Source organism: Micromonospora profundi (genome assembly GCF_011927785.1).
GTDB lineage: Bacteria > Actinomycetota > Actinomycetes > Mycobacteriales > Micromonosporaceae > Micromonospora > Micromonospora profundi.
In genome coordinates, this window is the sequence record NZ_JAATJK010000001.1 from 5,633,014 (window position 1) to 5,653,091 (window position 20,078).

The 20,078-nt window shown below is 71.7% G+C and carries 18 protein-coding genes and 1 riboswitch; of the genes, 7 read left to right on the top strand and 11 right to left on the bottom strand.

The window, feature by feature from the left end:
* The first annotated feature begins 82 nt into the window (after positions 1–82).
* Positions 83–847, top strand: coding sequence for a VOC family protein (locus tag F4558_RS25020; protein ID WP_167946157.1), 765 nt, complete (start codon positions 83–85; stop codon positions 845–847).
* 28 nt (positions 848–875) lie between these two features.
* Here the strand turns inward: F4558_RS25020 and F4558_RS25025 are convergent, their stop codons facing one another.
* The 4 genes from F4558_RS25025 to F4558_RS25040 form a co-directional block, all read right to left on the bottom strand.
* A complete protein-coding gene (locus tag F4558_RS25025; RefSeq protein ID WP_167946158.1) occupies positions 876–1,691 on the bottom strand; it encodes an ABC transporter ATP-binding protein in 816 nt (271 codons plus the stop codon).
* Positions 1,688–2,794, bottom strand: coding sequence for a FecCD family ABC transporter permease (locus tag F4558_RS25030; protein WP_053652198.1), 1,107 nt, complete (start codon positions 2,792–2,794; stop codon positions 1,688–1,690). Before F4558_RS25030 ends, F4558_RS25025 begins: the two co-directional genes overlap by 4 nt.
* A gap of 22 nt (positions 2,795–2,816) precedes the next feature.
* A complete protein-coding gene (locus tag F4558_RS25035; protein ID WP_053652197.1) occupies positions 2,817–3,752 on the bottom strand; it encodes an ABC transporter substrate-binding protein in 936 nt (311 codons plus the stop codon).
* A gap of 110 nt (positions 3,753–3,862) precedes the next feature.
* Positions 3,863–3,928: riboswitch (cobalamin riboswitch) on the bottom strand.
* A 100-nt stretch (positions 3,929–4,028) separates the two neighbouring features.
* On the bottom strand, positions 4,029–5,909 hold the full coding sequence (locus tag F4558_RS25040; RefSeq protein ID WP_167946159.1) for a M14 family metallopeptidase: 1,881 nt from the start codon (positions 5,907–5,909) through the stop codon (positions 4,029–4,031).
* A gap of 211 nt (positions 5,910–6,120) precedes the next feature.
* On the opposite strand from F4558_RS25040, the gene F4558_RS25045 reads away from it, so the two are divergent.
* Entirely contained in the window at positions 6,121–7,458 is a 1,338-nt protein-coding gene (locus tag F4558_RS25045) for a C39 family peptidase (protein WP_167946160.1), read from the top strand.
* Between the two features lie 58 nt (positions 7,459–7,516).
* Here F4558_RS25045 and F4558_RS25050 read toward each other — a convergent pair whose 3' ends face one another.
* The 3 genes from F4558_RS25050 to mqnE form a co-directional block, all read right to left on the bottom strand.
* Entirely contained in the window at positions 7,517–7,822 is a 306-nt protein-coding gene (locus F4558_RS25050) for a DUF4229 domain-containing protein (protein ID WP_053652364.1), read from the bottom strand.
* Positions 7,823–7,893: 71 nt separating this feature from the next.
* Positions 7,894–8,331 (bottom strand): hypothetical protein, encoded by a 438-nt coding sequence (locus F4558_RS25055; RefSeq protein ID WP_053652194.1) that lies wholly within the window; start codon positions 8,329–8,331, stop codon positions 7,894–7,896.
* Between the two features lie 23 nt (positions 8,332–8,354).
* Positions 8,355–9,524 carry an aminofutalosine synthase MqnE gene (mqnE, locus tag F4558_RS25060; RefSeq protein WP_053652193.1) on the bottom strand — a complete coding sequence of 390 codons (1,170 nt, stop codon included), beginning with the start codon at positions 9,522–9,524 and terminating at the stop codon, positions 8,355–8,357.
* A gap of 255 nt (positions 9,525–9,779) precedes the next feature.
* On the opposite strand from mqnE, the gene F4558_RS25065 reads away from it, so the two are divergent.
* The 4 genes from F4558_RS25065 (at position 9,780) to F4558_RS25080 (ending at position 16,294) form a co-directional block, all read left to right on the top strand.
* A complete protein-coding gene (locus F4558_RS25065) occupies positions 9,780–11,345 on the top strand; it encodes a C40 family peptidase (protein WP_167946161.1) in 1,566 nt (521 codons plus the stop codon).
* Positions 11,346–11,459: 114 nt separating this feature from the next.
* Entirely contained in the window at positions 11,460–13,313 is a 1,854-nt protein-coding gene (locus F4558_RS32010; protein WP_167946163.1) for a hypothetical protein, read from the top strand.
* Positions 13,314–13,510: 197 nt separating this feature from the next.
* Positions 13,511–15,568 carry a DEAD/DEAH box helicase gene (locus tag F4558_RS25075; protein ID WP_209273392.1) on the top strand — a complete coding sequence of 686 codons (2,058 nt, stop codon included), beginning with the start codon at positions 13,511–13,513 and terminating at the stop codon, positions 15,566–15,568.
* A 96-nt stretch (positions 15,569–15,664) separates the two neighbouring features.
* Entirely contained in the window at positions 15,665–16,294 is a 630-nt protein-coding gene (locus tag F4558_RS25080; protein WP_376767573.1) for a putative glycolipid-binding domain-containing protein, read from the top strand.
* Positions 16,295–16,304: 10 nt separating this feature from the next.
* On the opposite strand, the gene cds1 is transcribed toward F4558_RS25080, so the two are convergent.
* Genes cds1 through F4558_RS25095 form a run of 3 tightly spaced genes read right to left on the bottom strand, consistent with a single transcriptional unit; the run spans position 16,305 to position 18,766 of the window.
* Positions 16,305–17,396, bottom strand: a complete 1,092-nt coding sequence (gene cds1 / locus F4558_RS25085; protein WP_167946165.1) for an L-cysteine desulfhydrase Cds1 — start codon at positions 17,394–17,396, stop codon at positions 16,305–16,307.
* Positions 17,397–17,427: 31 nt separating this feature from the next.
* Positions 17,428–18,258 carry an SDR family NAD(P)-dependent oxidoreductase gene (locus F4558_RS25090; protein ID WP_167946166.1) on the bottom strand — a complete coding sequence of 277 codons (831 nt, stop codon included), beginning with the start codon at positions 18,256–18,258 and terminating at the stop codon, positions 17,428–17,430.
* A 49-nt stretch (positions 18,259–18,307) separates the two neighbouring features.
* Complete coding sequence (locus tag F4558_RS25095) at positions 18,308–18,766, bottom strand: Lrp/AsnC family transcriptional regulator (RefSeq protein WP_053652188.1); 459 nt, start codon at positions 18,764–18,766, stop codon at positions 18,308–18,310.
* Positions 18,767–19,035: 269 nt separating this feature from the next.
* Between F4558_RS25095 and F4558_RS25100 the strand changes: the two genes are divergently transcribed.
* A complete protein-coding gene (locus tag F4558_RS25100; RefSeq protein ID WP_007454516.1) occupies positions 19,036–19,302 on the top strand; it encodes a BldC family transcriptional regulator in 267 nt (88 codons plus the stop codon).
* Between the two features lie 100 nt (positions 19,303–19,402).
* Here the strand turns inward: F4558_RS25100 and F4558_RS25105 are convergent, their stop codons facing one another.
* On the bottom strand, positions 19,403–20,032 hold the full coding sequence (locus F4558_RS25105) for a UbiX family flavin prenyltransferase (RefSeq protein WP_053652187.1): 630 nt from the start codon (positions 20,030–20,032) through the stop codon (positions 19,403–19,405).
* Positions 20,033–20,078 lie beyond the last annotated feature (46 nt).

Below are 20,078 nucleotides of genomic sequence, written 5' to 3' on the forward strand. Positions count from 1 at the left end.
TCCGCCCCGAGCCGCGGCGGGACGGTGCCAGGATTCCGGCAGGGGTGCCGTCGTGGTCACCCCGGCTGAGAGGGGTCTTGACGTGAGCACCGTCCCGCCGGGTACGCCCTGCTGGGCCGACCTGGCCACCCCGGACCTGGCCGACGCGCGGCGGTTCTACCCCGAGCTGTTCGGCTGGACCGGGCGGGTGACACCGGAACCCGAGGCTGGCGGCTACACGGTCTTCCTGCTCGACGGACAGCCGGTCGCCGGAGTGGGACCACCCGCGATCCCCGACCAGGTGCCGATCTGGTCGACGTACCTCGCCACCGACGACGCGGAACTCGTCGCCGGTCGGGTCGAGCGGGCCGGCGGGCAGGTCGTGGTGCCGCCGTTCGAGGTCTTCGACCGTGGGCGGATGGCGGTGTTCGCCGACCCGGCGGGCGCCACGTTCAGCGTCTGGCAACCGCAGGCCATGCCGGGCGCCGAGGTGTTCAACGTGCCCGGCGCGATGAGCTGGAACGAACTGGTCACCCCCGACCCGGAGGGCGCGAAGGTCTTCTACGAGCTGGTGTTCGGCTGGCAGCCGGACGAGCAGCCGATCGGCGGCATGACGTATACCGGGTGGCGGCTCGGCGCGCGGATCGTCGCCGGGATGATGCCGCCGTTCGCCGACGACTTCCCGGCCGACCTGCCCGCGTACTGGACCGTGTACTTCGCCGTGGCCGACGCGGACGCGGCAGCTGCCCGTGCCGCCGAGCTGGGCGGGACCATCCTCGTCCCGCCGCGCGACATCCCGACCGGCCGGTTCGCCTCCCTGCGCGACCCCCAGGGCGCCCTCTTCTCGGTGATCGACCTGGGCCCCTGACCAGCCCCGCGCTCGACACCCGGGAGGGTCAGGGGGTGGGACGGGGGCGGACGGGGACCACGAGGGGGCCGTGGGTGCCGGCGACGACGCGGACGCTGGCCCGGTAGTGGGTGGCGAGGAGATGTTCGGTGAGTACCTCCCGGGGGGTGCCCGTCGCCACCACCTGACCGTCGGCGAGCATCACCATCCGGTCGGCGTACTCGCCGGCCAGGGAAAGATCGTGCATGGTGGCCAGCACTGTCAGGCCGTGCGCGTGGCGGAGCTGGTCGACGAGTTCCAGCACCTCCTGCTGGTGGCCGATGTCAAGCGCGCTCGTCGGTTCGTCGAGCAGCAGCAGCGTCGCGCCCTGGGCGAGCGCCCGCGCGAGAAAGACCCGCTGCCGTTCGCCGCCGGAGAGGGTGGCCAGCTCGCGGTTGTGGAAGCCGGCGAGGTCCAGCCGGTCCAGCACCTCGTGGGCGGCTTCGACGTCCGCGGCCGACTCCCGACCCAGCGGCGAGATGTACGGGGTACGGCCGAGCAGCACGTAGTCCAGCACCGGCATGCCGGGCGGCACCACCGGGGACTGCGTCACGGTGGCCACCACCCGGGCGCGGTCCCTGCGGCGCAGCTCGGCGCTCGGCGTACCGAACAGGGTGATCATGCCCTGCGCGGGCAGCAGGCCGCCGACGGCGCGCAACAGAGTCGACTTGCCGGCGCCGTTCGGGCCGATCACGGTGACCCACTCGCCGGCGGCGACGGTCAGGTCGACGCCGGTGAGGATGGGGTTGCCGTCCAGGCTGACGTGCAGCCCACGCACCTCGACGGCCGCCGCGCCGACCTCCCGGGGGGCGGGCACGGGGCTCATGTGAGCACCCGCCGGGCGGTGCGCAGCACGAGGACGAAGAACGGACCGCCGAGCAGTGCGGTGACCACCCCGATGGGCACCTCGGCCGGGGCGGCGGCGGTCCGTGCCACCACGTCGGTCAGTGCCAGGAAGGCTGCGCCGAACAGCATCGACAGCGGCAGGATCACCCGGTAGCTCGATCCGAAGAGCAGCCGAACGGTGTGCGGGACGATGATGCCGACGAAGCCGATCAGGCCGGTCGCGGAGACCGCCGCGGCGGTACCGAGTGACGCGGCGGCGATCAGCAGGTAGCGGGAGCGCTGCGGGTGCAGGCCGAGGCTCCGCGCCTCGTCGTCGCCGAGCGCGAGGACGTCCAGCTCGCGGCGGTGCAGCAGCACGACCACGATGGTCAGGGCGGCGTACGGCAGCACCAGCAGCACGTCGTGCCAGCCGGCGGTGGCCAGCCGGCCGAGCAGCCAGGAGTAGACCGACTGGATGCTGTCGGCGTGCCGTTGCAGCAGGTACGTCTGCCCGGCGGAGAGGAACGCGGAGACCGCCACCCCGGCCAGGATCAGCATCGCCGGGGACCGGCTCCGTCCACCGGCCGCGCCCAGCAGGTAGGTCATCGTCACGGCGAGCATCGACCCGACGAACGCCGCCAACGGGATCGTGAGCGGCAGCCCGGAGATCGCGCCCTGCCGGCCGGCACCACCGAGGGCGATCACCGCGGTGACCGCGAGGCCCGCGCCAGCGGCCACCCCGAGCAGGTACGGGTCGGCGAGCGGGTTGCGGAACACGCCCTGGTAGCAGCCGCCCGCGAGGGCGAGCAGGCCACCGACGAGCAGACCCAGCACGACCCGGGGCAGCCGCAGCTCGGTCACGATGGCGATCTCCCGCTCGGTCAACCCGCTCTCCAGGTGCACCCCGGGGATCAGGTTGAGCAGCTCGGCGGCGACGCTGCCCGGCGGCAGGCTGACCGGGCCGAGCGACACACCGGCGACGAGCGCGACGAGCACCGCGAACACCCCGGCGACCAGCCAGCGTTTGCGCAGGCCGGCGGGCCGGGACGCGAGCTGCGTCCCGGTCCGCCGGGTGGTTGGTGCCGGAGTGGACACCGTGGGCACTCCGGTCACCGACGGACGTCGGTCACGCGGGCACCTTGGCGACCGCGTCGATGACGACCCGGAGCAGGTCCACGATCCGCGGGCCCCAGCGGGAGGCGATGTCGTCGTCCAGCGCCACGACCTGGTTGTTCTTCACTGCCGTGACCCCTGCCCAGCCGCTGCGGGCCTTTACCGAGTCGGCGTTCTGCTGGCAGCACTTGGCGTCGGCCAGGAAGACGAAGTCCGGGTCGGCCTTGACGATGAACTCCTGGGACAGCTGCGGGTAGCCGGCGCTCTTACCGTCCGCGTCGGCCGGGTCGGCGATGTTGGTCAGGCCGGCCAGGTCGTAGATCGAGCCGATGAAGGTCTTGCTCGTGGCGCTGTACAACTCCGGGCCCAGCTCGTGGAAGTAGGTGAGCTTCTCGGCGCGCTGCGGCAGGTCCTTGGTGAGCTTGGTGATGTCGTCCTTCATCCGGGTGGTGACATCGGTGGCCTGGTCGGCGTGCCCGGTGAGCGTGCCCAGGTCGGTGATCTGCCGGTAGGTGTCGTCGAGCGTGGTCGCCGCCGGGGTCAGGTAGACCGGGATCTTCAGTTTGCCGAGCTGGTCGACGATCTTGTTCCGGTCGTCGGAGAGCACCACCAGGTCGGGGTTCTTGCTGGCGATCGCCTCGGCGTTCGGCTGGAAGCCGGACAGGTCGCTCTTGGGCGCGTCGGCCGGGTAGGTGGACTGGTCGTCGACAGCTGTGACCTGTGGGCCGGCGCCGATGGCGAAGAGCATCTCGGTGGCGGTGGGCGCCAGCGACACGATCTTCTCGGGCCGCTTGTCGAGGGTGAGCGAGCCGACCGTCACCGGGAAGCTGGCACTCGCCGAACTGCCGCCGGCCGCCGGCTGGTTGTCGGCCTTCTCGGCGCACGCGCCGAGGGCGAGCGCGGCGACCGCGAGGGTCGCGGCGAGGAGCCGGGGGGTACGTCTGGACATCGAACCTCCTGTCGGTCGAGGAGTGTGGTGCTTCGCCGACAGGGCTTCCGTACGCCCGCCCGCGAGGCGCCCTTCCTCGAGAGCGCGTTTCGCGACCTATCCGCAGGCGACCTGGCTCGTCCTCACCGTCAGGTGAGGCATCACAGTTGCGGGACAGCGCCGGGTTGAGCACCGGCTTCGCTGCGGAGTGGTCGGTTAGACGGTAGCGCACCGCTGGATCTGGAGGCTCGGAGCGGGTGGTGGGGCCCCGCAGGGGCGGAACGGGGCCCCACCCGATCAGGAGGCGGTGATGGTGACGTTGTCCACAGCCGCCTCCACGAGGCTCGCGCCGGAGGCGTCCGCGGCCTCGACGAGGATCCGCACGGACTGGCCGGCGTACGGGGTGAGGTTGAGGTTCGCCACAGCCCAGCTGGCGTTGCGGTTGGCCGCCGCGCCGGCCTGGGTGAGCAGCACCGTGGTGCCGCCGTTGTGCACCACGCTCACCCGCAGGTAGTCGGCCAACGACGAGTTCGAGCCGTGGGCCAGATACCAGGCCAGCGAGAGGGTAAGCGTGCCCGAGGACGGCAGGGTCACCGCCGGGGACCGGGCACTCGTCACTCCGCCGTCGACGTCGTAGTCACCGGCAGCCGAGCCCGCGAGCCGGCCGGTGACCAGGTCGTTGGAGCCGGCGTACGGGGTGAGTTGCTTGGCGCCCGAGGAGTTGGTCGCCTGGGCGGCGCCCCGCTCCCACGCCCCGCTGGTGGCGGCGTCGGTGCCGGACGGGTTGGTGGTCCAGCCGGTGGAGGTCTCGAAGGTGTCCGACCAGACCGTGGTGCCACCACCACCGCTGCCGCAGTACTGCGCCTGCTTGCCGATGACCCGGTACGGGCAGTCGGCGTACTCGCTGAGCAGCAGCACGGCCTCGCGGTTGCGGCTGGTCTGCGCGGGGATCACCTCGTCGGGCGGGTAGAAGCCGCCGCCGCTTGCCGATCCCGGATACATCTCGAAGGTGTACGCCCAGATGTTGTGGGTGGCCCACATCCAGTCGATGCTGTCACCGTCGGTGATGTAGAGGTCGCTGGACTGCTCCGGCGTGTAGTTGTTGGTGGCCGCCATCTGCTGTCCGAGGGTGGCGAAGGTGTTGTACTGGTCGGCGCTCATTCCGGTCGCCGTGTTCGCTGTGGTGTAGCCATAGGGCCAGAGCACCAGCTGTGAGTACGTGTGGAAGTCGATGTTCGCCTTGATCTGCTGGGTTCCGCCGACCACTCGACTGTTGACGAAGTTGCGCAGCGCCTGCGTCTCCGGTGCGGAGAACGCCGACGGGCCGCGGTAGGTCTCCGACGAGGTCGAGCCGGACGAGCCGCCGCAGCAGCCCCAGTTGTAGCCCCAGTTTCGGTTCAGGTCGGTGCCGACGTTCGACGAGCCGCTGTTGGGCTGCCGGTTCTTGCGCCACGACCGGTACGACCCGGTGGCGATGTCGTACTCGCTGCCGTCGGGGTTGACGGTCGGCACGATCCAGATCTCCCGGGAGTTGACGATGTTGGTGATCCGGGAGTCGCTGTTGTAGCTGTCGGTGAAGAGGTTGAGCAGGTAGATCGCCATTTCGACGGTCAGGTGCTCGCGGGCGTGCTGTTGGGAGTTGAACAGGATCTCCGGCTCGTTCTCGTCGGTACCGACGTTGTCGGAGATCTTCACGGCCATCAGGTCGCGGCCCTCGTACGACGTACCAATGCTGATCTTGCGAGCGATGGACGGGTGGTCCGCGACGACCTGGTTCACGACGGCGGTCAGCTCGGCGTAGTCGTGGTAGTTGGAGTCGGCGGGCGGGAAGGCGAGCGTGCCCACCTCGCCGGCGCCGCGTTCGGCGTTCCGTGGCGGGGCGAGCGGTTCCAGGCGGAATCCGAGCCTGCCGATCGCGGCGGCTTCGGCGGCGGTGGCCGAGATGTGCAGGACGCCGTGCTCGGAATAGTCGATGGCGGCCCCGGTGCGGGCCACCGCGTTGCGGTCGGCGAGGGTTCGGGGCCCCAGCACCCGGTAGCTGGCGGCGGCCGATGCGGCGGTGCGATCCGGCGCCGGTTTCGCGGCGACCGGTCCGGCGGCCACTGTGACGATGCCCAGCCCGGCGACGACAGCGAACGCCAGGGCACGGCGGAGAGGATTGGGCGTGCGGAGGGCCATGTACTACCTCCTCGGAGGGCGGGACATCCCGCTCGGTGATGCACACTTCACCACCAGCGACATGGTCATATCAATATCCATCGTTGCCTTATGCATCCCAGATTGACCATCGCGGTGGCAATGATTTTCTGCGCTCGAACATCTGGCGAAACTTCCCGCCAAGCGAGAAACTGACCAGCGACGATGCCCCTCTCGACACCGCGGAGCACCCATGGCCAGACCCCGCCTGCACGCGGCCGCCCTCGCCGGCGTCAGCGCGCTCACCCTGCTCGCCACCATGGCCCCCGCGTCAGCGGGGCGACCGCCTACCCCCACCCACGACGAGCAGATCACCTTCCAGGACTGGTCCGGCCCCGCCGACTGGCACCGCGGCAGCCAGGCCGGCACCCGCGTCGTGCCCGGCGCGCGATCCGGGGTCACCCTGGCCCGACCGGCCGGCACCATCGAGTACGCCGACCCGCACACCGGCACCACACGCACCTGGGAGTACGGCACCTGGACCTCGCCGGTCACCCGGATCGGCTTCGACGCCACCGAACTGATCGCCTCCTGGAACGCCGAGACCCCCGCCGGCACCTGGATCCAGGTGGAGATGCAGGGCAGCTACACCACAGGCGACCAGACCCCCTGGTACGTCCTGGGTCGCTGGGCCTCCGGAGACACCGATATCAAACGGACAAGCGTCAACAGGCAGGGCGACCCGTGGTCGACGATCTGGACCGACACGTTCAGCATCGACGACGCCAACGCCGGTGTGCTGCTGCGGTCGTACCAACTACGGCTGACCCTCTACCGGGCGCCCGGGCAGACCGCCGCGCCGGTGGTCCGGATGCTCGGTGCCATGAGTTCCACAGTGCCGGACCGGTTCACAGTCACGCCGAGCGCCGGGCGCATCGCCTGGGGCGTCGAGTTGCCGGTGCCCCGCTACTCGCAGAACGTGCACAGCGGGCACTACCCCGAGTACGACGGTGGCGGTGAGGCGTGGTGCTCGCCCACCTCCACGGAGATGGTCGTCGAGTACTGGGGGCGTAAGCCGTCGGCGGCCGACACCTCCTGGGTGGACCCGACCTACCCCGACCCGACCGTCAACCACGCCGCGCGGATGACCTTCGACTACGCGTACGACGGCGCTGGCAACTGGCCGTTCAACACCGCGTACGCGGCCAGTTTCCCCGGCCTGGAGGGTCGGGTCACCAGACTGCACTCACTTGACGAGCTGGAGCGTTTCATCGCCGCCGGCATCCCGGTGGTGACCAGTCAGTCCTTCCTGGCCAGTGAACTGGACGGGGCGAACTACGGCACCTCAGGGCACCTGTTCGTGGTGGTCGGCTTCACCGCCGAGGGCGACGTGATCGTCAACGACCCCGCCTCGTCCAGCAACGACGTGGTGCGCAACGTCTACAAGCGCGCCCAGTTCGAGCAGATCTGGCTGCGTACCAAGCGCATCAACGCCACAGGCGGCGTCTCGGGCGGCTCCGGCGGCATCGCGTACCTGATCAAGCCGGTTTCAAAGCCCTGGCCCCGGGTCGCCGGTTCCACGAACTGGTAGCGGGTGATCAAGAGGTCCGCGTCACGGGAGAGCCTCCCTGGTGACGCGGACCTTTTGATCAACGCGAGGGTCGGTCCGTGGGGGGATCGCTGTCAGCGTCGGGGTCGGAGGTCGAGGGCTGGTCGTCGCCGGCCAGGGCGGAGCGCAGGCGCTCCTTCTCCGTACGGCGGCGCTCCGCCGCTTCGGCCATCTCCTGGGCCATCTCGTCCCGGAAGCCGCGCAGCAGGAAGAAGGAGAGCGCGGCGGAGAACGCCAGCGCCAGAATCAACTTCAGGAAGATGTCCATGTCGACGAACCAGAGGCCCGCCAGCACGGCGACGAACAGCCCGAGCCGGCCCAGCGTGTACTTGACCGCCGCGCTCACCTGCACCACTCCGTTCCCTTGCTTGCCCGCCGTGCGGCGGAAAGATCGACCCACCCGGCGGGCGGTCGGGGTCAGCCGGTCCGGCGGGCCAACCAGCGGACGCCCGTAAACCACACAGCCGCGTACGCAACGGTGAACGCCGCCGCCGCCAACGCGCCGGACAGCAGCGGCGGCAACCCGGAGCCCAGCCCGGCGATCAGCAGACCCGAGACCACACCGACAGCCGCCGCGACAAGCGCCGCCACCACCCGGGCGGCACCGAACTCCCACGCCCGGAAGTCGTCCCAGAACAGCCAGGCCGGCAGGATCACCGCCAGCCAACCGTTTGTGTTGCCGAAGTCACCGGCACCGAACGAGGCGAACGCCAACTCGAACACCACGAGCGCCAGCACGCCGATGACCAGACCGGCCAGGCACACGCCCAGCAGGTCGGCCAGGGTACGGATACGCCCCTGGTCGTCCCGACGGGGAAACCCGCCCTGCTTCTCGGACTCACGCTGCTCGGTCATCGACTGCGAGGGTACGTGGTGACTCAGGCCCAGACCTGCTGCGGCTCGGCGCGGCGCTCGGCCAGCGACGGCGCCTTGTCGTACTCCCGAACCACGTTGTAGCGGGTGTCCCGCTCGACCGGCTGGAAACCGGCGTCCCAGATCAGGTGCAGCAGGTCGTCGCGGTGCATCGTGTTCGGGGTGCCGTACGAGTCGGCGTCATGGGTGATCTTGTATTCGACCACCGAGCCGTCCAGGTCGTCCACGCCGAAGTTCAGCGAGAGCTGAGCCACCGAGAGGCCGTGCATCACCCAGAAGTTCTTCAGGTGCGGAACGTTGTCGAACAGCAGCCGCGAGACGGCGAACGTCTTCAGCGACTCGGCCGGCGACGCCATCGTGGTACGCGCCTGGATCCGGTTACGGATCTTGCCGTCCGCCGAGTCCACGAAGTCGTGCTGGTAACGCAGCGGGATGAAGACCGCGAAGCCGCCCGTCTCGTCCTGCAACTCCCGCAACCGCAGCACGTGGTCGACGCGGTGCCGGGGCTCCTCGATGTGGCCGTACAGCATTGTCGCCGGGGTCTTCATGCCCTTGCTGTGCGCCAGCGCGTGGATGCGCGACCAGTCCTCCCAGTGGCAGGCGTGGTCGACGATGTGCTGCCGGACCTCCCAGTCGAAGATCTCCGCGCCACCGCCGGTCAGCGACTCCAGGCCGGCGTCCATCAGCTCGTCGAGGATCTCGTCGGCGCTCAGGCCACTGATCTTCTCGAACCACTGCACCTCGGTCGCGGTGAAGCACTTGAGCTTGACGTTCGGCAGCGCCGCCTTCAGCTCACGCAGCACCTTCGGGTAGTAACGCCACGGCAGCGTCGGGTGCAGGCCGTTGACGATGTGCAGCTCGGTGAGCTGCTCACCCTCCATCTCCTTGGCCTTGCGGACCGCCTCGTCGATGCGCATCGTGTACGCGTCCTTCTCGCCCGGCTTGCGCTGGAACGAGCAGTACGCACAGGATGCCGAACAGACGTTCGTCAGGTTGAGGTGCCGGTTGACGTTGAACATCACCCGGTCACCGTTCAGCTCGGTGCGCTTGTGGTGCGCCAACCGACCCAACCAGGTCAGGTCGTCACTCTCGTAGAGCGCGACCCCGTCCTCCCGGGTCAGCCGTTCACCGGCGTACACCTTCGCTTCGAGCTCGCGCTTGAGTCCGGCGTCCATGGCACGTCCCTTCCACCTGCGGTCCCGGTCGAGCGTACGTCGGCGCTCCGGCACTCGCGGCGGCACGGTCGGCGACAGCGATCCGCCCAACCGGCTCGACGACCCTCTCAACAGACTCTCAGCCTCCCGTAACCCGGCGACGCATCGACAACGTTGGCGGGGTGCGGTAAGACAGGGTGGGGCGGAACTCACACTGGTACCGTCCCGGCGGCCGCGCCCAACCGAGCGCGGAGGCGAGCACGGGACGGGAGCGGAATGGTCGACAGCGAGCGCGGGCGACGGCAGCGACGACGGAGCCCGGTGATCTCGCCGGTGCTGCGGCCGAAGCTCTGGGCCGCCCTGCTCGGCGCGATCGCCGCCGCCGTGCTGGCCACCCCCGCGTACGCCGATCCGGCAGTGCCCGCCACGGTGCCGGACACCGGCTCCCGACCCGCGGCGGTCGGTGAGCTTCGACTGCCCGACAGCGCACCCGGCGCCGGCGTCCCCGTCCCGCCGGTGGTCAACATCGGCGCCGGCCCGCTGGCCGCCCAGATCGCCGCCGCCGAGAGTCAGGTCGGCCTCCTCGGTGACGGGTTACTACAGAGCCGGCAGAAACGCACCGACGCGCAGGCCAAGCTCCAAGCCGCCGGCAAGGCGCTGGAGACCGCGCAGGACGCCGTGCTCCGCGCCCAGCAGGCGGCCGACTCGGCTGCCTCCGACGCGGTCAAGGCCGCCGCCGCGCTGCCGCCCGGCGACTTCGTCAACGACATCCAGGGGTTGAGCCGCCTCCAACGGATCAACCGTGGCGAAAAGGTCGAGGGCGCCACCGCCGGCGTGGCCGGTGAGCTGACGCGGGCACGTGCCGGCGAGCAGAAGGCGTACGAGGCGCACGCCGCCGCCAAGACCGCGCTCGAGGCCGCCGAGGCGGAGTTCACCACCGGCGAGAAGGCGCTCCGCACCGCCGAGGCCAGCCTGGTCACCCTCCGCAAGAACAACGCGGCGCAGCTCATCGAGCTCGAACGCCAGCAGGAAGCCACCGAGCAGCAGCTCGGAGCGGGTTACGTCGCCGGCCAGAGCACAAACGGGATGGCCGCGCACCCGCGGGCGCTGGCCGCCGTCCGGTACGCGCTCGCCCAGCTCGGCGACCCGTACAAGTGGTCGGAGGAGGGTCCGAATTCGTTCGACTGCTCCGGCCTGATGTGGGCGGCGTACCGGTCGCCGGGTGCCGACTACTTCGACCTGCCCCGGGTCTCCCGCGACCAGTACGCGGCCACCCGGGCCCGTACGGTGCCGCAGAGCGCACTGCTCCCCGGCGACCTGCTGTTCTTCGCCTCAGGCAGCAGTTACACCACGATCCACCACGTCGGCATGTACATCGGCAACGGCAAGATGGTGCAGGCGCCCACCACCGGCGACGTGGTCAAGATCTCGGTAGTCCGCTGGTCGCGGCTCTACGCAGCCACCCGGGTGATCGGCGCGGTGCCCGCACCGGCCGTACCGACAGTGCCGGTTCCGCCGGTGCCGCCAGCTCCGCCGACGAAGCCGACGCCCACCACGAAGCCGACCCCCACCACCAAGCCGACGCCGACGACGAAGCCGACTCCGACACCGACCACGCCGACGCCGACGCCGACCACGCCCAGCCCGACGCCGACGCCGACGGGCGGCACCACGCCGACCCCGACGAGCGGCCCGGGCGGCAGGCCGACGACGACGCCTCCGCCGCCGACCACGGCACCGGCCAGCGCCTCGGCCACCGCAACGACGACCGCCACGCCCGAGACCAGCAAGAGCGGGTCCACCAGCACCAGCCCGACGGGCAGCCCGAGCACCGACGGCTGACCCGCCACCGCCGCCTCTGGCTGTCCGCTCGGGACGATCTGTGGCACGGTGACAACCAGGCACATCCGGTCCGACGTCACGGGCGCGGGTGCGAGCGTGGCGCGGAGGGCGGAAATGGCCGAGCAGAGAGATCCGGCGGAGACTGTCGACCCCGTCCTGGATCGGGCCGACCCGCCGAGGCCAGGCACCGCCGACCCGGCAGCCGCTAGTGCCGTCGACGGTGCCCCGGACGCTGACGCCAGCCCTGACGCCGCCAGTTCGGACGCCGCCAGCTCCGATCCCGACGGCCCTGCGGCAGGTGCCGCGACCGCTACCGACGCGGCAGACTCCGCCGACGCCGACGCCGACGCCGACGCCAGAGCCGAGGCGGCAGCTGGCACCGAGGCGGCAGCCGACACCAACGCCAAAGCTGAATCCGGGGCCGCCGCTGAATCCGGGGCCGGCGCGGAGGTCGGCGCCCCGGCCCGTGCTGCCGTCTCCGCCGGCACCATCGCGGCCGGCAGCGCACCCGAAGCGGACGTGGAGCGCCCAGCGGCCGGCGATGCCCGCCCAGGTTCGGCGGCTGCCGGCCCGGTGCGGGCGCGGGCCAGTGTCGCGACCGTGTCCACGCCGGCCGGTGATCTCCCCGCCAGCGCCCCGGCCACCGCCACCACCTACCGGGCGAAGGGCTCGGCCAGCCCAGCCAGCACCCCACTGCCCGGCCAGCGGGACGGCTCGGCCTCCTCGGCGCGGGCCAGCGCCACGGTGCCCGACAGCAGTCGCCTCACGTCCGCCACCAGGGATACGCCGCAAGCCCACGCCGGCACACCCGCCGTGTACCGGTCCGGTCCGAGCCCCGAGCCGGCGCAGCACGCGGAGCCTCTTCCGCCGTCGGCACCGGAGCCGACGCCTGCGGAGCCCGAGCCGAGCGGGCCCGGCGAGCCCGATCCGGCGCCCAGCCCCGGGCCGTACCCGCCCGGGCCGGTGCCGAAGCCGGAGCCCACCCCGCCAGCGCCCGGCCCTGTGCCGCCGCCGGTGCCGGGTCCGCCGGTGCCGCCGCCCTCGCCGCTGCCGCCCATTCCAGGCCCACCGACGCCGCCTGTTCCCGGCCCTCCGGCGCCGCCGCCCGGCCCGCCGGTGCCCGCGCCACCGCCCGGCCCGAGGCCGGCACCACCGTTTCCGCCACCTCCGGCGATGACGGGTACGCCGGGCGCACGGGCCACCGCCTCGGTCTCCGCACCGCCGGCCGGCTGGGCGTCCGCCAACCAACCAGCGCGCCGGACCCCGGACACGGCCCAGCCGGCGACCGCCCAGCCGGTGGCTGCACACCGCACCCCCGACACCGCACAGCGCACCCCGAGCGGGGTGCCGTGGACCTCTCCCGGGGTGCCGTCGACCCACGCTGCGACTCCGTCGACCCAGGCTTCGGCGCCGTCGACCCACGCTGCGACCTCGCCGGCTCCGGGCGGCACGACACAGGCCGCGTCGGGTGGCTCGTGGGCCGAGGCACAGGCCCCCGCACCCGTGGTGCCCGCACCCGCACTGCCCAGTTGGCCCCCGTCGACCACTGGCGCCCCCACACCAGTCAGCGCTCCCGCACCAGGTGGCGTCGGCGGGTCCCGAGCCGCCACCTCCTCGACCTATCCGGCGGGCGAACGCGCCACGCGGGGTACGGCGGCGGCCGGTGCGCAGCACGGGAAGCGCGACGGCCGCTCGGATCTGTCGGGCACCGTCTACGGCGGCGGCGAGGGGCCGGGCTTCGCCACGATTGCGCTTCCGGCGAACGCGGCGGTGGAGAATTCTGGCTCACTGACCGGGCACATTCTGGCCCAGGGCTGGGCGGACACACCGGCCGAACCGTCCCGCAACACGCGCGTGGTGATCGTCCTGATCGCGGCTCTGGGGCTGCTGGTGGCGATCAGCGTGCTCGTCGTCCTGCTGGCGGGCGACGCCATGGACAGCCTGGTCGGCAGCGTCCTCAGCGGCTGAGCCGTTCAGCAGCGACGATGGTGAGTCCGCCCACTACGGTCGGGCAACCCGCTGGCGAGTCTGGCGAACGGCCGTACACTGGTCAGGATCACTGACCCGGCGCGTGTGGTGCGCGCCCCTGGGCGGTCTTGCGGGCGATCCGGCGGCACAGCCGCGGCAGGCCATCGCGAAGATGCGCCCCGCTCGAAAGGCATTTGTTGACCACCTCTGCTGACACCAGCAACGTTCCGACCGTTTTCGACCCCAGTGCCGTGGCGCGCGACGCCGCCCCGGCAACCCCCGACGCCGCCCCGGCTCAGGCCGTGCCGGCAGCGACCTCCATCGACCCGACCGAGACTGCTCCGGGCGAGGCTACGGCCGTCGAGCCCACGTCGCCCGAGATCATCGAGGCGCTCGACTTCGCCGGCCTCGGCCTGCCCGAGCCGTTGGTTCGCGCGCTGGCCCGGCAGGGCATCACCTCCCCGTTCGAGATCCAGCGGGCCACCGTTCCGGACGCGCTCGCAGGCCGGGACGTCCTGGGCCGTGGGCAGACCGGGTCGGGCAAGACGCTCGCCTTCGGCCTGCCGATGATCGCCCGGCTCGCCAACCGCAACCGGGCCCGGCCACTGCGGCCCCGCGCCCTGGTCCTGGTCCCCACCCGCGAGCTGGCCATGCAGGTCAACGACGCCTTGGTGCCGCTGGGCAAGGCCGTCGGCATCTTCCTCAAGACCGCCGTCGGCGGGGTTCCGTACGACCGCCAGATCGACGCGCTCCGACGCGGCGTGGAGATCATCGTGGCGACCCCGGGCCGGCTCGGCGACCTGATCGAGCGGGGCATCTGCCAGCTCGACGACGTCGAGGTCACGGTGCTCGACGAGGCCGACCAGATGGCCGACATGGGCTTCCTGCCCGAGGTGACCGAACTGCTGGCGAAGACGCCCGCCGGTAGTCAGCGTCTGCTCTTCTCTGCCACCCTCGACGGCGACGTCGACACGCTGGTCCGGCGGTTCATGAACGACCCGGTGACCCACTCCACCGCGCCGTCGACCGCATCGGTGTCCACCATGGACCACCACATGCTGCTGATCCCGCCGCACGAGAAGTTCCCGGTGGCCGCCTCGATCGCCGCCCGTGACGGCCGGACCATGGTCTTCGCACGTACCCAACTGGGTGTGGACCGGCTTGTCGAGCAGCTCGCGGCCGTCGGCGTACGCGCCGGTGGGCTGCACGGCGGCAAGACCCAGCGGATGCGGACGAAGACCCTCGCCGAGTTCCGTGAGGGTCGGATGAACGTCCTGGTCGCCACGGACGTGGCGGCGCGCGGCATCCACGTCGACGGGGTGACCCTCGTGTTGCACGTCGACCCGCCGAAGGACCCGAAGGACTACCTGCACCGTGCCGGGCGCACCGCCCGCGCCGGCGAGTCGGGCGCGGTCGCCACGTTGGTGCTTCCCAAGCAGCGTCGTACGACCCTCGCCATGTTGGAGAAGGCCGGCGTGGAACCGGCCGAGGCCCGGGTCCGGCTCGGCGACCCGGTGCTGGCCGAGTTGATCGGTGCCCGCGAGCCCAGCGGCGTCCCGGTCCGGGTGGAGGCGGAGCCTCGGGGCTACGGCGACCGCTCCGGCGGCTCGCGCCGCTTCGGCGACCGTCCGCAGGGCGAGCGGCGCTACGGCGACCGCCCCACCGGTGAGCGGCGCTTCGGCGACCGCCCGACCGGCGACCGGCAGTACGGCAACCGTCCGACCGGCGAGCGTGGCTACGGCGACCGCCCGCAGGGCGAGCGTGGCTACGCCGACCGGGACAGCCGGGGCTACGGCGACCGGCCCACCGGTGAGCGCCGCTTCGGCGATCGTCAGCAGTTCGGTGACCGGGGCGACCGTCCTGGTGGCGAGCGGCGCTTCGGCGACCGACCGCAGGGTGACAGGCAGTACGGCGACCGGCCGACCGGCGAGCGCCGCTACAGCGACCGTCCCACCGGCGACCGGCAGTACGGTGACCGGCCCAGCGGCGAGCGCGGTTACGGTGACCGTCCGCAGGGTGAGCGGCGCTACGGCGACCGGCAGTACGGCGACCGTCCCACCGGCGAGCGGCGCTTCGGTGACCGCCCGCAGGCTGACCGGGGTGACCGGCCGGCCGGCGAGCGGCGTTTCGCGGACCGGGACACCCGGGGTGGTTACCGCCCCGAGGGTCGTACTCGGGACGACCGGCCACGTGACGACCGGCCGCGGGATGACCGGCGCGGCTTCGGCGGGCGTCCGCCGGCGCGTACTCACTGATCATTTGAACTGACGGACGCCGCCGCGGAGCCTTGCTCCGCGGCGGCGTTCGCGCATGCGCTGCCAAGGGCGGCGCGGTCGCGTAACGTCCGGCTCATGGCGACCATGCCGAAGTCGATCTTCTGGTCCCGAACGGACACCGCCGGCAGTGAGCAGGCCCTGCTCGACGACAGGAACGGGTTGTCGGCCCGGGGCACGTTGCTGGCGGTCGACCCGGTGCCCTTCACGGCCCGCTACCAGGTGGCCACCGCGGCCGACTGGAGCGCGTCCCGCGTCGAGGTCGAAGCCGAGGGTACGGGCTGGATGCGCAGGGTGACGTTGGAGCGGGCGGCGGGCCGGTGGCGGGTGACCACCGCCGAGCAGGGTGACCTGGACGCGGCGCTTGTCGCGGCCGGGCACCACCGGGCCGGCCTGCCGGGCACCGACGATCCGGACCGGCTGGGCGACGCGATCGACGTGGACCTGAGTGGTTCACCGCTGTTCAACGCGCTGCCGGTGCGCCGGCTCGGGCTGGCGGGCACTCCGGCCGACATGCCACGGCGGATCACCGTCGCCTGGGTGCTGCTGCCGGGCCTGGAGGTGGTACCGGCCGAGCAGATCTACACCGGGATCGGGCCGGGCCGCGTACGGTTCGTCAGCGGCACGTTCACCGCCGACATCGACGTGGACGCCGACGGCTACGTGGTGCGCTACCCAGGCCTGGCCGAGCGGATCGACCCGCGCTAGGCGAGCACGTTCACGGCGCCCAGGTGCCGCTTGCCAGGAACCGCTCGATGGTGGCGGCGTGCGGTGCCAGGTCGAGACCCTGCGCGGCCAACCAGTCGTCGGCGTAGTACGTGTCGGCGTACCTGTCACCGGGGTCGCAGATCAGTGTGACGACCGAGCCGGTCCGGCCCTCGGCGATCATCTCGGCGATCAGACCGAAGGCGCCCCACAGGTTGGTGCCGGTGGAGCCGCCGACCCGTCGGCCGAGCACCGCCGACCCGGCGCGCATGGCGGCGAGCGAGGCCGCGTCCGGCACTTGGACCATCCGGTCCACCACGGCGGGTACGAAGGACGCCTCTACTGTGGGACGGCCGATCCCCTCGATGCGGGAACCTTTGCCGGTCTCCACCGACCAGTCGGCCGCCAGCCAGGCCGGATAGAAGGCGGAGTTCTCCGGGTCCACCACGCAGAGCTTGGTGGACAGCCGGCGGTAGCGGGCGTACCGGCCGACGGTCGCGCTGGTGCCACCGGTGCCGGCGCCCACCACCACCCAGGCCGGGATGGGGTGCCGTTCCAGCTCCAACTGAGCGTAGATCGACTCGGCGATGTTGTTGTTGCCCCGCCAGTCGGTGGCCCGCTCGGCGTACGTGAACTGGTCCATGAAGTGACCGCCGGAGTCCTCGGCCAGCCAGCGGGCCTCGACCACGACGCTCGCCGGATCGTCCACCAGGTGACACCGACCGCCCTGGAACTCGATCTGCGCGATCTTCTCCGGTGACGTGGAGGCGGGCATCACGGCGATGAACGGCAGCCCGAGCATCCGCGCGAAGTACGCCTCGGAGACCGCCGTGGAGCCAGAAGACGCCTCGATGATCGTCGTGCGCGGCCCGATCCAGCCGTTGCAGAGCCCGTAGAGGAAGAGCGAGCGGGCCAGCCGGTGCTTGAGCGAGCCGGTGGGGTGTGACGACTCGTCCTTGAGGTACAGGTCGATCCCCCAGGAGCGGGGCAGCGGAAACGGCAGCAGGTGGGTGTCGGCCGAGCGGTTCGCGTCCGCCTCGACGGCGGCGATGGCCTCGGTCACCCAGCTGCGGCTGGCCTCGTCGCACCTGTCGAGATGAGTCACGCCGGAAACCTAGCAAGCAGGCATGCGGTGGTCAGTTCCGGTCCGTTGGGGCAGTTCGTCGGCTTTGGCGGCGTTGTCCGGCCCGGCCGACGGCCTGGACGAGGGGGGTCAGCCCGACGGCCAGCCGGGGCAGGGTGTCCAGAAGCCGGACCTGGGCGCCGCGCCAGCGGGGCAGGCTGACGACCGGGCGTGGTCGGCGTGCCAGTCGGGCGGCCCTGGCGGCCACCCGCTGCGGGGTCAGCATCGACCCGGTGAACGAGGCCGCCGCGCCGGGGTCGTCCAGCCGGTCGTGCAGCATCGGCGTCCAGATGCCGTCCGGGCAGAGGCAGGAGACGTGCACCCGCCCGTACCCGGCCATCCGCAGGTCGCTCAGCGTGCCGAGGCTGAACGCCAGCAGGGCGTGCTTGCTGGCGGCGTACACCGTCTCGCCGGGCGCGGCGATGAGCCCGGCCAGCGAGACGATGTTCAGGACGTGGCCGTGACCCTGCCCGCGCATCACAGCGAGCGCGGCCAGCGTCCCGTTGATGGCCCCGTGGGTGTTGACGTCGAACACGCGGCGGCGGGTCGGCCCGTCGTGCTCCCAGGAGTGCCCGGTGACCAGGATGCCCGCGTTGTTGACCCAGAGGCCGAGGTCGCCCCGGCTCGCGGCGGTCGCCGCGATCTCGGCGCAGGCGGCCTCGTCGCGGACGTCCAGGGCTGCCGACCAGCCGCCGAGCGGCGCGGCGGCAGCGGCTGCCGCGTCCGGGTCGAGGTCGGTGAGCAGCACCGGCCAGCCCTCGGCGTGCAGCGCGGCGGCGACGGCGCGGCCCAGGCCGCCGGCGGCCCCTGTCACCACGGCCACCCCGGGTCCCGGCGAGGTCATCGGCGCACGTTACCGCCGCACGGCGGCCCGACACCAGGGGGTACGCGGGTCAGGCGGGCGGTTGGCCGACCGGCTGGGGGCGGTTCTCCCACTTGGTCGACAGGGCGATGGCGGTGCGGGTGGAGGCGACCCCGGGGGTCCGGTTCAGCCGCACGATCAGCTGCTCCAACTCGGCGATCGTGCCGACCCGCGCCTTGAGCAGGAACGACTCGACGCCCGCCATGAAGTAGCAGGACTCGATCTCGGGCAGCACCCGCAGCGATTCCAGCATGTCGTCGGAGTCGGCGCCGGAGTCCTCGACGATGCCGATCAGTGCCGTGACGCCCAGCCCGATCGACTCGGGTGCCACGTCGGCGCGGTAGCCGCGGATCACGCCGTTGCTCTCCAGCTTGCCGACACGCTCGTGGACGGCGGGGGCGGAGAGGCCCACCTGCCGGGCCAGTTCGGCGTACGAGAGGCGGGCGTTGCCGCGCAACAGATCGACGAGACTCAGGTCGATGGCGTCCACGGAGAGTGACCTTAACGGGTTGGGCGTAACGCGATGCCTCCGGCACCCGTTGGACAGAACAGTGAGTAACTGTTCACAAACCGACTGTCAAGGCAGGGGTTGCACCAGTACCATTTACTAACTTCCCACTCAGTGCATTTTTCGCGTTTGGCGGACAGGCCAGGTCCCTGGTGCTGTAATTGCCATACGTCCCTCATGACGGCTCTGGGCTCGCACCAGCCGGGGGCAGTGTGTTCAGCCAGGGGCTTCGTCGACGCGAGGAGGGGGCTGTGGACACTGGAGATCGCCTGCTGACACCGGGTGAGGTCGCCGCGCTGTTTCGGGTGGACCCGAAGACTGTGACGCGATGGGCGGCGGCCGGCCGGATAGGAAGCATCCGGACTCCAGGCGGGCATCGCCGTTTTCGGGAATCCGAGGTGCGGGCCCTGCTTGAGGGGGAGGGCATGCTTGACGAGGTGGACGAGGTCGGAAAGCCACGCAACGTGGGTCCGGCCGCATCCACAGGGCCGGGTCCGGCCAACGCGGGCATGTACTGAACTGGTGCGGACATCGTCACGCGGACCGGGCGCCAGTCCGGTCCGCGTCCCGCAATGACGGCCCGTCTGCCGGCGTGACCGGGCAGGCTGTGCGGAATGCTCAGCTCCGGCTCGCGCCGAGCTGACCGGACCACCGCCGGAACAGGGTGTGTGGCACGCCGAGCGCGTCCAGCACCTTGCCGGCCACGAAGTCGACCAACTGCTGTGCGCTCGCCGCCGCGCCCGCGCCGTAGAAACCTGGGCTCGCCGGCAGCACCACGGCACCGGCGTCGTGCAGTTCGATGAGATGTTCCAGGTGGCTACGCGTCACAGGGGTCTCCCGGGGCACCACCACCACAGGTCGACGCTCCTTGAGGTTCACCTCGGCGGCACGCTGCAACAGATCCTTGGAGAGCCCGATCGCGATGCCCGCGCACGCCGCCGTGCTGGCCGGCACCACTGCCATTCCGCGTACCCGGTAGGAGCCGCTGCTCGGCCCGGCCGCCAGGTCACCCGCCGGCCAGTGCCGCACGTCCGCGCCGGTCAGGTCCCGGCCGAGCCAGGCCGCGAGGTCTTCGGCCCAGTGCGCGTCGCGGAACGGCCGGCCGGTCTCGTCGAGCACTGTGAGTCGCGCCGCCCGGGACACGATCAGGTCCACCGACTCCCCCGCGTCCAGGAGCCCGCCGATGACCGCCGCCGCGTACGGCGTTCCGGAGGCTCCGGACACACCGACCACCCATGGTTCGCGCATGCCCCAAGCCTGCCTGGTCCGCGCATGCGCCGCGCCGTGACCCCCG

Excerpts from the sequence above, each read along its gene's own strand:
- F4558_RS25055 (WP_053652194.1), bottom strand. The coding sequence starts at position 8,331 with ATGACCGAGCAGCGTGAGTCCGAGAAGCAGGGCGGGTTTCCCCGTCGG.
- F4558_RS25045 (WP_167946160.1), top strand. The coding sequence starts at position 6,121 with ATGGCCAGACCCCGCCTGCACGCGGCCGCCCTCGCCGGCGTCAGCGCG.
- F4558_RS25090 (WP_167946166.1), bottom strand. The coding sequence starts at position 18,258 with ATGACCTCGCCGGGACCCGGGGTGGCCGTGGTGACAGGGGCCGCCGGC.
- F4558_RS25065 (WP_167946161.1), top strand. The coding sequence starts at position 9,780 with ATGGTCGACAGCGAGCGCGGGCGACGGCAGCGACGACGGAGCCCGGTG.
- F4558_RS25105 (WP_053652187.1), bottom strand. The coding sequence starts at position 20,032 with ATGCGCGAACCATGGGTGGTCGGTGTGTCCGGAGCCTCCGGAACGCCG.
- F4558_RS25080 (WP_376767573.1), top strand. The coding sequence starts at position 15,665 with ATGGCGACCATGCCGAAGTCGATCTTCTGGTCCCGAACGGACACCGCC.
- F4558_RS25040 (WP_167946159.1), bottom strand. The coding sequence starts at position 5,909 with ATGGCCCTCCGCACGCCCAATCCTCTCCGCCGTGCCCTGGCGTTCGCT.
- F4558_RS25035 (WP_053652197.1), bottom strand. The coding sequence starts at position 3,752 with ATGTCCAGACGTACCCCCCGGCTCCTCGCCGCGACCCTCGCGGTCGCC.
- F4558_RS25025 (WP_167946158.1), bottom strand. The coding sequence starts at position 1,691 with ATGAGCCCCGTGCCCGCCCCCCGGGAGGTCGGCGCGGCGGCCGTCGAG.
- mqnE (WP_053652193.1), bottom strand. The coding sequence starts at position 9,524 with ATGGACGCCGGACTCAAGCGCGAGCTCGAAGCGAAGGTGTACGCCGGT.
- F4558_RS32010 (WP_167946163.1), top strand. The coding sequence starts at position 11,460 with ATGGCCGAGCAGAGAGATCCGGCGGAGACTGTCGACCCCGTCCTGGAT.